Here is a 14,229-nt window from a genome sequence, read left to right on the forward strand (position 1 = left end):
TTTACGCAGAGAAAGTAAGGCAAACAAGCGATAATAAAGCTAGAACGTCGAATACGGCAGGGAGTCAGATTACTGCATAGTACTGATGAAGCAGGGTAATGCCTGCAGAGGAAAGGCGGTAACACAATATCGACCTTAATAGGGAAACATATACTACACGCGGAGGTAGGAAACGTATGGAAACAAAACTGGCAAGGATAGCAGAAGTAGCCAGAGCGAAACCAGAAGAGAAGTTTACCTCTCTCGCTCACCTGATTAATGCCGAAATGATAGAAGCCTGTCATAAACAAATGGACAAGAGAAAGGCAGTAGGTATTGATGAAGTATCTAAAGGCGAATACGAAAACAACCTAGCAGAAAACATAAATGACTTGTTAGCTAGGATGAAAAGACAAGCCTATAAGCCACAATCTGTGAGAAGGGTATATATACCAAAACCCGGAACAGATAAGAAAAGACCGCTAGGAATACCAGCATATGAAGACAAGCTGGTACAATTAGCTTTAGCCAAAATCTTGAATGCCATATATGAACAGGACTTTCTCGAATGCTCATTTGGATTTAGACCGCAACGAAGTTGCCATGACGCGCTGAAAGTGCTAAATGCTATCGTAAACAAGCCAGCAATTAACTATGTTGTAGACGCAGATATAAAGGGTTTCTTTGACCATGTAGATCATGAATGGATGATGAAATTCATAAAACATCGGATAGCTGACCCGAATATACAAAGGCTAATCAGCAGATTTATGAAGGCTGGAGTAATGGAAGTTGGAATCCGTAAAGATACGCCCGAAGGAGTACCACAGGGAGGACCAATCTCACCGATACTTGCGAATGTCTATCTGCACTATGTAATGGATTTATGGTTTGAAAAACGAATACGCAGACAATGTAAAGGCTCATCATACATGGTAAGATATGCAGATGATGCCGTCTTTTGTTTTCAATACGAAAACGAAGCAAAAGAATTCTATCAGCAGCTTATAATGCGCTTAAAAGAGTTTAATCTCGAAATTGCAGCCGAGAAAACCAAAATTATTAGCCTAGGAAAAAGGAAGAATAATGATAATGATAATACGCCAGGGAACTTTGATTTTCTGGGGTTTACTCATTATTCCGCTAAGAACAGCAATGGTCAGACTATAGTTAGACGAAAAACAAGCAAGAAGAAATATAGAGCGAGCCTATTAAGGGTTAAAGAGTGGCTGAAAACAAATAGACATGAACCAATAAAAGAGCTTATGCAAAAATTAAGAATAAAATTGCAGGGATACTGTAGATATTATGGTGTCACGGGCAATAGATATGCAGTAGGCGATTTTATTGAGGAAACCAGACAACTTCTTTACAAATGGCTTAATCGCAGAAGTCAAAGGAAGAGTCTTAACTGGGTCAAATTTGAGCTCTTTTTGAAGAAATACCCGCTGTTCAAGGCGCATACCTTTGTTAATATTTTTGAACTAGGAATAGGGAAAAGCTACATTATGTGAATGATAAAGTGAAGAGCCGGATGCCTTAATTGGGCACGTCCGGTTCTGTGAGGGCTTGGGGCAGTGATGCCCCGGCTACTCGATCTGTATCATGTGGAAATTTATCATATAACGTTTCGGGGGATTAATCATCGGCATTATTTCCTTGACAATTTTAATCTAGAGTATACACATATCTCGTCAAATTTGACATAAAATCTCTGCAATGTTATTCTATACAAAAACAATGGGGGCTTTGTTGTGAAAAGAATTCTAGCTTTAGTTTTTTGTTTGCTATTTGTAGTACAGCTAACAGCATTTGCAAAGATAACAACAGTTGTAAGTAAAATAGGTTATGGTATTCCGGATCAGATGCAAATTAGGTTATCCGATAATTTTTTAAAAGATAACCGTATGACTGGTAATATAGGAATTATGTTAATTAAGCAGTGTGACATAGATAATGACTTTAAGGCTGGAAAGTCAATTCCGGGTTACCAATTTACACTCCTAACTCTAGAAATGAAAAAGACAGATGTACTATATCCTATATATAGCAATGATGTTCATCCTAATATTGCAATTTTGAAAAATGGTGAAGAAATATTGATTACGAATGACAAAACTTCATTTATGGTTTTTCCGAATGGAATAGTCTTTACTCTTAAAGATGATGCTATAAAGGAAATGGTAAATGCTACAGAAGGATATATTGTTTTTAAAACCAATGACTCAAAGATGTATAAGGTACTACTTCCAGCAGAGTTTTTTGATGAACTAAAAAAACTAGATAGTATGGATTTGTTGACTGAATATAAAATGGGAAAGTATGAAAAGAGATATGGAATTAATTAGGGAGAATCATGAGGGAGAATCATGGGGACGGTTCCCAGTGAGTCAACTTTAAATTGTAAGAATCAAGCGGAAGCCTCCCTGCTAGTGTCCTGTTTATGCTGATGAAGTCAGGCAGAAGGGATTATTAACAGCGGGAAAACCGGGTCAGGGTTGCGCTATTGCGTTATTTGGCTCGTTGCTTGTGCATAATCCCATAAAATATGATGTAAAGCGAAAAAGGTTTACTGGTATTGGTTTGCGATATTGCCATATTAGCAGTGAATTATTGAGTATCAATGCTTGAAATACCGCAATTTTACAATACCGCAAGCCTGACCCTCTGCATCTTCTGATACATGGTTGTTTTGCAAAGAGGACAATTATGTAATTGAGCTATATCATGAAAATACAGGGATAGCTTCAGTCGGATGGATTAAATAATAAGAATGTCCTTGCTGTCTTCTAATGGAATCCGAGAATGAAGGCAAAGAAACGGCGGAAAAAAGATAATAATGAGGGATGGATAATTTCGTGAGAAAGCTAATTAGTTTAATTTTTTTATTGCTGGTATTTGTTAATGTAACTTTTGCTGAAACAGGTTCAGATAATAATTTTCAATATATTTTATCGACTGAGGAAGAGTCATTTTTTTTTGATACAAAGTCCGTTAAATTTTTAAGTGAGAATATTATTGAGGTTTCATACCGTAAACAATATTCTGAAAAGGGAAAGCAAGAACAAATTGAAAGCGCTAGACATTTATTTGGCGATCAATTCAATGACATACAATATGAAGATATTCAAGTTAATTTAGATATCAAAGATCAAAAATCTAAAGTATTAATTATAAAGTGTTTTGATTCTAAAGGAAATGTAATCCACTGTTTCAATATGGCTGGATCAATGTGGTGTCCTGTGTCGTATTCTGCAAGAGAAACGAAAAAGTACCAATCTGTGGTTAATTATGCAAAAGAACATTTTAATAATTTATCAAACGAATAAATTAGAATTAGAGGTAGGAAGGCAATAAGGAAGGCAATTATCTATAAAACGCTGTAGAATATATGTAAAAGAACTAAAGTGATAAATGAAAAGAACGTTGATCTTATTGAATTTGTGTAAAATGATAGATAACAAAGAAATGAAATCATGCCTTCCTAAACCGCGTCTTGCGGGGGTTCGAGTCCCTCCGGGCGCACCATCTAAAAACTAATAACGGCAAGGCTTTGGAGAGTTCCAGCCTTGCCGTTTTTGTGTGCTTTTTTAGTATTTTGTATGCAATTTGTATGTAACGGCGCTTTCTTATGAGAGTAGAAAGAGAAAAATTGATGATTTTTGAGCGAATAATAACGTTGTTTTAAGAGTAGGTATCAGAAGTATTTCTGATAGGTGGAGGTAACGGTTTTAGCTGAAAAATTATTGTATTGCCAAGGAATATTTGAGGGAAGCATGGGGACAGGCACTGTGTTTCATCTGAGTTTCCAGTAAACACCTCACCTGTCCGTGTTTCGTGTGCGCGCTAAATTAACAAAGGAATCGCTCAAAATAGGATAAAAAGCCTATTTTGAGCGACCCTTTGTTGTGCGAAAGTATCTTTCCATGCATTAAGCTGACTTTGAAACCTCTGAATTGTCGACTGTGTGGTTAGCGGCTGTAGATGCGGCTGTCGTTTCTTTCTCTGCTTTGCGTTTCGCGATTTCGGTATTGTAATCACTCTGTGAGATTTTACCGTTGCTCACCATCTGCTGTAACTGAGAATCGCTGTATTGTGAAAGACTTTCTGTAGAAGAGGAATCGGAACTATCACTATTGTCGCTGCTTGCTTTAGTGGCAATACTGGTGGATGAAGAATTGAGAGAACTCAATTGTGCACCTGTCAGACTGATTTCTACGGAGTATGCTTTAGAAATGCTAGGTTGTTGAGTTTGGGTGTTAGCGTCAGCTTGTTGCGGCTGCGAGGAATCGGCTGCTACCGTCGCTTGCAGTGTGTCCGCTGTAGATGATAGGGAACTTTGTGAACTTAAAGTGGTACCTTTAGCGCTGATTTCTACTGAATATGCTGCAGAGACATCGGTACTTTTAGACGTAGCGGTATCTTGCTGGGTCTGAGATGAAGGTTGTGTTGCCTTCGTCTCAGAAGAACTTAAAAGATTTACATTATTGGCAGCATAATTTAATGTGGAACCAGTTGAATGAATCATGTAAACACCTCCTTTTAAAAAAGTTAAAATATTATCTTCTATAAAGATATCGTAAGCTATTATTGGAAAAGTCTTTGAAAAACGAGCTTAATATAAATTATTAATTGTTTTTTATATGAGTCAGGTGATGGCTCTTTGCCTCATAAGGTAATATGTTTTTAGGTTTTTGCAGGGTAATGAGGGTAAACTCTTATTGCCTTTTTCTGCACCGTTTGACCTGATCCGTGAGGTGCGCTTCTACTCGACCGAATTCTCACCTAGCTGGTCTTTCTCGTCAAATCAAAAGACTGCTATCTCACAGCAATGTGGATTGCTCTGAGATGGCAGTCTTTTTCAAATAAAAAATAATTGTGTCAATGCAATTGGAAAAGTATAGAGCTTTAGCCGTTAATTTTACTTACAGTACTTAGATGATTATAGCTTTGACTGCTGAAATTGCTTAACCCGCTGCAAGATGTGTTGCTGTTATACATAGCTGACATAGGCGGCGGAGGCGCCATCATCATCATTGACGCGTACTGGGAAGCTTTACTGCTGGAATCAGAAGTGCTGTCAGCATTGTCTGAGGAATTAGTAGCTGAAAGGGAGGCACTGTTTAGGGCTGTTTCGATTTCAGATTGGCTCAATACACCATCGCCGTCAGTATCTAGGCTGGCTACAATTTTTGATGCTAGGCTGGAAGCTGAAGTATCGGTACTGCTATCCGCACTGCTTGGTGCATTGCTCATTGCTGTTTCATATTCCGACTTTGTCAGTGCAGAGGAACTGTCTGTATCAAAGCTGCTGTACAGATTTTTTGCCATTTCTTCACTAACATCACTTGGTCGTCCGGCAATAAATTCTGTCGCGGTCAGTGAGCCATCGCTATCAGTATCTAGCTTGCTAAACATTTCAGATGCCGAAAGAGTGGTGCTGGTCGATGAAGCATCGCTGCTATCACTGTTAGAATCAGTGCTAGATCCATTGCTGTTGTACGCCTGCGGCGGAGGTGGAGACGGCATCATTGACATTTGAAACGTGTCACCGAAAGAATTGGTATCAGTCAACCCTTCTACCTTACTAGTTGTTTTAGTATTATTAGTAGTACTATTGGAATTGGTGTACTGATAGGAATATGGATTTAATAGAGTGGCTAAATTATCGTTTATGGATGAGATACTCATATTTTTACCTCCTGTTTTTAATTTTCTATTTATATTATCGCCTAGATTAATTGGAAATTCTTTTGATTATCCTGTCAAAAGAAAAGAAAATTTCTTTGAATTTGTTTTGAAAAGGCGAGTTAAGTAAATGAAATTCAAAGAGAAATCGTTTATAATAATAGAATAATCCAAGGATGGCAAAATTTTGACAAGGCTGTTGAGATTTCGAGGGATTCATAATGAAAATATTATTAGTAGAAGATGAATTTAAGTTGTTAGAAGCACTTGCACATCTTTTGAAAAAGAACGGCTATGCGGTAGATACTGCCCAGGACGGAGAAAACGGCTTGGACATGGCATCTACCGGAATATACGACATGCTTATTTTAGATTATATGCTTCCTGGTCGTAACGGAATAGATTTATTAACTGAATTTCGCCGATTAGGTTTTGATACTCCAGTACTATTTCTGACAGCAAAGGACGCACCCCAAGACCGTGTTGCTGGTCTGGATGCCGGCGCTGATGATTATTTAGTAAAACCATTTTTTTCAGATGAACTGTTGGCAAGAGTCCGGGCCTTAACCCGCCGGAAAAATAAACTTTTGGTGGACAATACATTATCCGTTGCCGGACTAACCCTCAATCCCTTACGCAGCGAGGTAATAAAGGATAAACAAGCCATTCATTTGACTTTAAAAGAATCGTTGCTCTTAGAATTATTGATGCGAAATTCCGAACAAGTTATTACAAAAGAACAAATTATGGAAAAGGTCTGGGGTTATTCTACCGAAACTGCCTTGACCAATGTAGATCTTTATATTTTTTACTTGCGTAAGAAACTCAATATTCCCAATATCAAAACAATTCGCGGAGTTGGATACTTCTTCCAGAAAAAAGCCGATGTTTTATAAATTAAGGCTAAAACTTACGCTGATTAATGTGGCCGTTATTTTCTTGCTTTTTTCATTGTTGATTAGCGGTACCTATTATTTTTCCCATATAGAAATAAATCGCCATTCTGAAATGTTAGCGAAAAAAATTATGAGCGACATTTTGGCCGGTAATATTCATGATTTGCCGGTAAGCCATGAGTTAGAACACCCGGGTTTTGAGCCGCCGAATAATCCGCCGCCCCATTCACCTCTGGCTCCCCCGTTGCCGACCCCATTCCATAGCTTTTTTGTCAAGACATCTTTTGGGGGAGATGTTGTGTTTCAATCCACCAATCCGCCTCTATCTGGCGAAAATCTTGCCATGCTCATTAAAATGGTGTTGCAAAACAATAAAAATAGTGGGTTTTGCCAAATTGCTGGCAGCGATTTTTATTTTTTGAAGGCGCTGCAACCTAGTTCTGCTGAAGTAGTTATGGTTTTTCAAGATTTTGCGCAAGAAAACAAAATGCTTGATATTCAACTTACAGTGCTTATGGTTATCGGTTTTGTCTGTCTTATTCTTTCTTTCTTCGGCAGTTTCTTTATAGCAAACCACGCTCTGACTCCTATTCAGGCCGCTTGGCAGCAGCAAAAAGATTTTTTGTCAGATGCCTCTCATGAACTAAGAACTCCGCTTGCTGTCATACAGACCAATCTTGATATCGTACTGGATAACAAGTCTGAACCCGTAGCCAGCCAATGTCACTGGCTGCAAAATGTTCAGGAAGAAGTTACACAAATGACCACTCTTGTTAATTCCTTGCTGTTTTTAGCCCGCGCAGACGCTCACCACCAACTTATACAGCGGCAACCTTTTTTACTTACTGACGCAATAACTTGTACATTGCTTCCCTTTAAACCAGTAGCAGATAATAAAGGAATATCGCTAAATTTTGAACCATCTGCGCCGCTTAGCTATAACGGAGATGAAGGACGTATCAAGCAAGTCATTGGTATTCTGCTAGATAATGCGATTCGCCACACGCCTGAAGGCGGAACCATTTCTCTTACGCTTTTAGAAACGAGTACTGACATTATGCTGATTGTAGCTGATTCCGGAGAAGGAATTCCTGCCGAAATGCTTGATAAAATATTTTGTCGCTTTTATCAAGTTGATAAAGCACGTTCTGTTGGCGGTGCAGGATTAGGGTTAGCCATTGCCAAATGGATTATTGAAGAACATGGCGGTTTTATTGGAGTTGTCAGCACCTTAGAAGTAGGATCGACTTTTACCATAAAATTGCCCAAACGGTAATCATTGAAAGGGATATTATCATGTAATTCTGCGAGGAATCCCAGAGCTAATAAAAAGGAGAAGCGCGGGGATGGTTTTTTCTGCTTCCATCATAGAAGATGAAAAAATATTATAGAAAAGAAGAAATATTTAATTTCTGTAGATGATACTAGAATTAATAAAGTTTTATAAAATGCAATTCATTTGAATTATATAGTTTAGAAACAAATAAAGATAGGAAGGCAATAAGGAAGGCAATTATCTATAAAACACTGTTGAATATATGTAAAATAGCCAAAATGATAAATGGAAAGAATGTTGATTTTATTGAATTTGTGTAAAAGGGTAGAGCGCAGATAAAAAGAAATCATGCCTTCCTAAACCGCGTCTTGCGAGGGTTCGAGTCCCCCCGGGCGCACCACTAAAAAACTAGTAATGGCAAGGCTTCAGAGGTTCTGAGCCTTGCCATTTTTGCATGTCCTTTTGTAGATTTTATAGAATTTGTATAAAAGTATAGAAAATAAAGAAAGAAATATTGCCTTCCTCTAATTTTGAACTTTTTTTGAGTCAAAAAAGGAAAGATTGTATCATAAGAGAATTAATGGTTTTAGGGGTGACTAACTTGAAAGGTGCTATTTTAAACAAGGGTGAAAAATACTATACCTATATGGGGAAGGTATTTGCGGCCATTAAGGGCGAGCAGCTAAAATATAACTGGTTAATAACAGATTGCGTTTGTTATCCGAAAGATAGTAATTATGCTGAACTTTTATCAAAAGAATATGCTTGGCTTACTGGAGAAGAACTGACCCATATGATCGAAATAGAAGATTTCCAATGGATATGGGCTGTCTTATCAGGCTTCCCCAAAGGGGTTTCCTTAGAAGAAGTTTTAAAGTATAAATTACCTTGTGCAGATGGGTTTGAAGGATTTTGGAGGTCAACACTAAATATACAGCATCCACTAGCAGATATTGAAATAGTGCCGTGGGATAGCTCACTTGTTTTAGCCATCAGTAGAAACGATATTATTATAGATAATTTTATGAATTACTTCCCTCTATCTCAAGATTTAGTGGAATATAATAAGCAGTTATAAAAATAAATGGCAATTGTTATACCGGAAAAAAATTAATGGTGAAAGAGATGATGATTACGAGAATACATTTGGAAAGAGAACGTCAGAAAGAGATAAAGCAAAAATGCTCAAGGCGATATAAAGAATTAGAAAAAATTGTGAATGAATGGGATCCAGTTGGGCTAATTAGTGGTGGAGCGCCTGAAGACGAATATGACTGTTTAACTATGCAGATATTATTTTTATTGCACGAAGGAAAAGATACTGAGGAAATTCAAGGATTCATAATTGATGAATTAGATGAGCATTTTGGATATGGTGTTACGAACATTCGTAAAGAATATCATGAGGCTTTTATAAAAAAGTGCAACGATGCAAGTACTAAAATTGTGGATTGGTTTAAAATTTCGGCGGACGCATAAATTCATAAGCAGTATGATTCACGTGCAATGGAAGATTTTTTGGCACACAGTTATTTGAGGTGATAGTTTGTTTGCGGAGATAAACAAATATAAATATTTATACTTACAGGATATTAATAGCATTGACGATATTTCATTGACCATAAATTTAACGGTAGGAGAAGTAAGTGAGCAGGAAGAGGAACTTACTATAAGTGGGGTAACTTTTAGCGGATTAAAGCCAATTTTAAAGAATGATAGCATTCGTATCGAAATCTTTTTTTCGTCATATATAGCTTATAATGTTTCAAGTGAATCATACATAGTTGAGAATGAGTATGACGTTTATGAAGGCAAATTAGCTAGGGAATATTCTAAATCGCGATACTTGGATTATATAAAAGATAATACTATAGCGGATGATATCTATCCAGGAAAGCTAAGACATTTTGAATTCTGTAGTGAATGGGATATTATTGACGTTGTATCAGTTGATGAGCCGAAAATACATATATATGAGTTGTAGCAGATTTCAAATGGGTATTAGAAAAATAAGAATGGTACTTTAATTAAGGATGGGGTGTTTATAATAAAAAAATATTTAATTGTTCTTTTCTTTCTTACGATATTTGCTGTTATATTAAATTCGCATGTATATGCATCATACTCAAATACTCCGACTTTAATAGATTCGAGTGATAATGATAAACTTAGCCTTGGAAATAATTATTTTAAAAAAGGTCAATATGATATGGCTATTACTGTGTATTCAGAAGCATTAAAGGTCAATCCTAGGTTAGTTGCTTATTACAATAACCGTGCTGTAACTTATTTTAGAATTGGAAAATATGAAAAGGCAATTGATGACTTAACAAGTGGTATTGAAATTGATCCGAATTATGCAGTTTCATATTATAATCGAGGTTATGTCTATGATGAACTTAAGAATTATGACTTAGCGATTGCGGATTATAGTAAAGCAATTGCAATTGATTCTGGCAGAGAAGAATATTATTATAATCGCGGAGTATCTTATTATTCTAATCATATTTCTGATTTAGCAATAGCTGACTTCAGCAAGGCAATTGAACTTAATCCTAAATACTATATTGCATATAATAATCGAGGAAATATATATAGGGAAAAGAGAAAATATGATTTAGCGATAGCTGACTTTAATCAAGCTATTGCTTACAATAAAGATTATGCTTATGCATACAATAATCGTGGGCTGGTTTACTACGCTTTAAGAGATTATGATACAGCAATTGAAGACTTTAACAAAGCAATAATTATTAGTCCAGATTATCAAGCTGCTTTTATAAACCGAGGAATGTGTTATGGTGATAAAAGGCAATATGATTTAGCAATAGCTGATTATACTAAGGCTATTCAACTTGATAATAACAATGGGGCTGTGTTTACTCTTCGAGGAGGAGCTTATAGACAACAAGGATTGTACGATTTGGCTATTAAAGATTATGATCGTGCGATAGAATTAAATCCGAATGATATAATGCCTAGAGTATGTAAAAAGCTACTGCTTGATAAATTAGAATCTAATAATTGATTTTTCAGATGTAAGGCATAAGACGAAAGTATCTAGGAAGGCAAAAAGGAAGGCAATTATCCATAAAACACTGTGGAATATATGTAAAATAGCAAAAATAATAAATGAAAAGAATGCTGATTTTATTGAATTTGTGTAAAAGGATAGAGATTGAATAAAAAGAAATCATGCCTTCCTAAACCGCGTCTTGCGGGGGTTCGAGTCCCTCCGGGCGCACCACTTAAAAAACTAGTAATGGCAAGGCTTCAGAGGTTCTGAGCCTTGCCATTTTTGTATTTTCTTTCGTGGATTTTATAGAATTTGTATAAAGATATAGAAAATAAATAAAAAAATATTGCCTTCCTAATATTTACCGTTTATTAGTGAGAGTTTTGCAGGAGATATTGCCGTATTGGACTAATTGTAATAAGGGGTATTCATCCCATTGAAAGGGAATTTACTTTTGCAAAGGTTGCAAAAATTATCGGGAAGCCTGTCTACCGGCATATTTTATTGAGTATGGAAAAGAGGTATTTTAGGTGTATTTGAGCAGCGCATTTAGATAGGAAGAAGGGTTTTATGGAGGATTACAATATTAATACAAAGTTTTCGATTGTTGATTGTTGTGGGATAGTTCTTTTTTACATAGCAATTTTATTAATGTATGAAGTAGCAGTATCTTCATTATTAATAAATGATAGAACCATGCTAACTTATATATATATATTTATTAGGATGCTGTTTTTTTTCTTGCCCGTTACATTATTTTATATTTCTAAGTCTAGAGCTGAGTTTAATTTAAGTATTTTAAAAAAAGAAGTTATTACATTGATTAAAACGCGTAATTTTATATGTATCTGCTGTATTTTAAGTTTAGTTACTCTTACTCCAGGTCTTTTATATTTTACAGCTCCAGTCGAAATGGCAAAAAAATATGCACAAGAACACATAAACTTATTTGGTAGTTGGCCATTGATATCTTATGTGTTCCTAGTAGTAGTTATTCCAGCAGGTGAAGAATTAATTTTTCGCGGTATATTGTTTAATACGATAAAAAAATACAACATAATTTTGGCGTATCTATTAACTTCAATAATATTTTACTACTATCACGGGGAGATAAGGAGCGAGTGGAATTTTATAACGTCAATCTTATTTTGCTGGGTCTATAACAAATATGAAACACTTACCGCACCGATTATTTTACATACGCTGTATAATATTATATTTATTTGCAATTTGTTATTTGCATACTATATCTTAGCAAATTAAAATTTATATGAAATCCGGGGGCAGAAATTTTGTTTTCTTACAATGCATTAGGAAGGCAATAAGGAAGGCAATGGAGGGACATGGGGACAGGGACTATGTCCCGAATAACGGGGCAATCTCTGCAGTGGTGAACTCCTGCTAAATGAACTATTATGGCAGGAGTTCTTGTATTTAATGGTAAATAATACAAAAGAGAAGAGCTTCATGGAATTTATTGGTGGGATGGTGTCCCTGTCCCCGTGTCCCTTCGTATAACGCTTAATTTTTACAACAAAGAAATAATAGGAGAGTTGGGATGCTAATGCAAAAGAAAATTGTTTGCGTTATTATGTCTATAATATTATTAATGCCCTGCCTAGGTCTTGCTGCAGAACAAGAAAAAGTAAATTATGAGCAATGGTACGAAAGAGGAAAGTTGCTACTACAAAATAAAGAATATGATAAGGCAATTCTTGCTTTTGGAGAAACTATTAAAATTAACCCACAATCTATGGAATCGTATCTGCTGAGAGCAAATAGCTATTATTTAAAGAAGCAATACAGTCTAGCAATAGACGATTGTTCGAAAGTCATTGAAATTAGTCCGAGCTATATGGAAGTGTATTATAATCGAGCAAATGCGTATTATAGTAATCAGCAATATGATTTGGCAATTGCTGATGTATCGAAATTTATTGAATATAGTCCTTTGTCAGCTAATGGATATTTCCTTCGAGCAATTTGTTATAATGGGAAACATCAATATGATTTATCTATTACTGATTTATCTAAAGAAATTGAGCTTGATCCGATGAATTTCAATTCTTATCATTTAAGGGGGCTTACATATCTTATTTTGAGTAAAAAAAACTTAGCTATATATGATTTTTCAAAAGCAATTGAGCTAAACCCAAGTGACATAGATGCATATCTTAATCGCGGTATTTGCTATGAAGAAAATAAGCAGTATGATTTGGCTTTGGTTGATTTTACTAAAGTAATAGAGATAAATCCCAGATATGAAAATGTATATTTTAAACGGGCAATGTTATACCTAACTGAGGGCAATGTAAACTTTGCCATAGGTGATCTTTCTGAATTTTTAGAAGTCAACCCGCTATCAACTGAAGCATATTACATTAGAGGGCTCCTATATGCTAAACAACAAGACTACAATTTAGCAATAGCTGATTTTCACAAGATTGCTGGAATAACCCCAAAAGATATAAGGCCGTATCGCCTTTGCGGTGATTTATATGCGGGAAATCATGACTATGAACTAGCTATTAACGAATTTTGCAAAATTGTTGAATTACAACCAACAGACGGTGAGGCGTATTTTAATTTGGCACAGGCTATGGAGTTGGCTGGTAAAAACGAGGAAGCAATTACTAATTACAGAATAGCTATTCGACATTTATCAGTTGAACATAGCAAAGCAATCAAAAAAGCGAATGCTAGAATAAATGGTGATTGGGAGAATCTTAAAGAGTGGGTTATAACCGGTAGTACATCAAATATAATAGATATTCATACGTTTTAAACGCAAGACTGTAATAGGGATGTGGTGTCGGATATCGTTTTATGCAACGTATTAGGAAGGCAATTATCTATAAAACACTGTGGAATATATGTAAAATAGCGAAACTGATAAACAGAAAGAACGTTGATTTTATTGAATTTGTGTAAAAGGGTAGAGCACAGATAAAAAGAAATCATGCCTTCCTAAACCGCGTCTTGAGGGACGTGGGGACAGGGACTGTGTCCCAGTATAAAGGACAAAACAGCCGACAAAACGGGGACGAAATCCCTGTTCCCGTGTCCCTTCAAGGGGCGGCTCTGCCGCAACGAAATTTGCAGGTATAGAAAAAGCGCCTGTTTCCAGACGCTTTCCATAAATATGTTTAGTTAATGTTTGGATGAATCAGAAGTGAAATTTATACTACCAAAGGAAACTTACTGTACAAAGGAATGACTGTGAATATAAAATTCCTCTTGACTTGGCGAGACTGTGAAAAAAAGTCTGTAAGTTAATACCAAACGGGTCTTCTATGATAAAATAAAATTCATAGGAGGCCTAATTTATTATGGCGAGAGAGAAAAAAACACATCGAATCGAAATGACAGAGGGA

General features: G+C 36.0%; 13 protein-coding genes. 11 read left to right on the forward strand and 2 right to left on the reverse strand.

Annotated elements, in window-relative coordinates; translation table 11 throughout:
* Positions 1-176: 176 nt before the first annotated feature.
* The 3 genes from ltrA (at position 177) to ABFC84_06995 (ending at position 3,308) form a co-directional block, all read left to right on the forward strand.
* Positions 177-1,493, forward strand: coding sequence for a group II intron reverse transcriptase/maturase (ltrA, locus tag ABFC84_06985; protein ID MEN6412492.1), 1,317 nt, complete (start codon positions 177-179; stop codon positions 1,491-1,493).
* A 240-nt stretch (positions 1,494-1,733) separates the two neighbouring features.
* Positions 1,734-2,327, forward strand: coding sequence for a hypothetical protein (locus ABFC84_06990; GenBank protein MEN6412493.1), 594 nt, complete (start codon positions 1,734-1,736; stop codon positions 2,325-2,327).
* Positions 2,328-2,837: 510 nt separating this feature from the next.
* Complete coding sequence (locus ABFC84_06995) at positions 2,838-3,308, forward strand: hypothetical protein (GenBank protein MEN6412494.1); 471 nt, start codon at positions 2,838-2,840, stop codon at positions 3,306-3,308.
* A 602-nt stretch (positions 3,309-3,910) separates the two neighbouring features.
* Here the strand turns inward: ABFC84_06995 and ABFC84_07000 are convergent.
* The gene (locus ABFC84_07000) at positions 3,911-4,507 is read right to left on the reverse strand and encodes a hypothetical protein (protein MEN6412495.1); all 597 of its coding nucleotides are present in this window, start codon (positions 4,505-4,507) and stop codon (positions 3,911-3,913) included.
* Positions 4,508-4,887: 380 nt separating this feature from the next.
* Entirely contained in the window at positions 4,888-5,670 is a 783-nt protein-coding gene (locus ABFC84_07005) for an EF-hand domain-containing protein (protein ID MEN6412496.1), read from the reverse strand.
* A 218-nt stretch (positions 5,671-5,888) separates the two neighbouring features.
* Between ABFC84_07005 and ABFC84_07010 the strand changes: the two genes are divergently transcribed.
* The 8 genes from ABFC84_07010 (at position 5,889) to ABFC84_07045 (ending at position 13,640) form a co-directional block, all read left to right on the forward strand.
* Positions 5,889-6,563, forward strand: coding sequence for a response regulator transcription factor (locus ABFC84_07010; protein ID MEN6412497.1), 675 nt, complete (start codon positions 5,889-5,891; stop codon positions 6,561-6,563).
* A complete protein-coding gene (locus ABFC84_07015; protein MEN6412498.1) occupies positions 6,553-7,839 on the forward strand; it encodes an ATP-binding protein in 1,287 nt (428 codons plus the stop codon). The genes ABFC84_07010 and ABFC84_07015 overlap by 11 nt, the downstream gene beginning before the upstream one ends.
* A gap of 601 nt (positions 7,840-8,440) precedes the next feature.
* Positions 8,441-8,917 carry a hypothetical protein gene (locus ABFC84_07020; protein MEN6412499.1) on the forward strand — a complete coding sequence of 159 codons (477 nt, stop codon included), beginning with the start codon at positions 8,441-8,443 and terminating at the stop codon, positions 8,915-8,917.
* A gap of 38 nt (positions 8,918-8,955) precedes the next feature.
* The gene (locus ABFC84_07025; protein ID MEN6412500.1) at positions 8,956-9,318 is read left to right on the forward strand and encodes a hypothetical protein; all 363 of its coding nucleotides are present in this window, start codon (positions 8,956-8,958) and stop codon (positions 9,316-9,318) included.
* Between the two features lie 67 nt (positions 9,319-9,385).
* Positions 9,386-9,823, forward strand: a complete 438-nt coding sequence (locus ABFC84_07030) for a hypothetical protein (protein MEN6412501.1) — start codon at positions 9,386-9,388, stop codon at positions 9,821-9,823.
* A gap of 54 nt (positions 9,824-9,877) precedes the next feature.
* On the forward strand, positions 9,878-10,867 hold the full coding sequence (locus ABFC84_07035; GenBank protein MEN6412502.1) for a tetratricopeptide repeat protein: 990 nt from the start codon (positions 9,878-9,880) through the stop codon (positions 10,865-10,867).
* A gap of 558 nt (positions 10,868-11,425) precedes the next feature.
* Complete coding sequence (locus ABFC84_07040) at positions 11,426-12,118, forward strand: type II CAAX endopeptidase family protein (protein MEN6412503.1); 693 nt, start codon at positions 11,426-11,428, stop codon at positions 12,116-12,118.
* Positions 12,119-12,419: 301 nt separating this feature from the next.
* Complete coding sequence (locus ABFC84_07045; protein ID MEN6412504.1) at positions 12,420-13,640, forward strand: tetratricopeptide repeat protein; 1,221 nt, start codon at positions 12,420-12,422, stop codon at positions 13,638-13,640.
* The last annotated feature ends 589 nt before the right edge of the window (positions 13,641-14,229 follow it).

This window comes from Veillonellales bacterium (assembly GCA_039680175.1).
GTDB lineage: Bacteria > Bacillota > Negativicutes > JAAYSF01 > JAAYSF01 > JBDKTO01.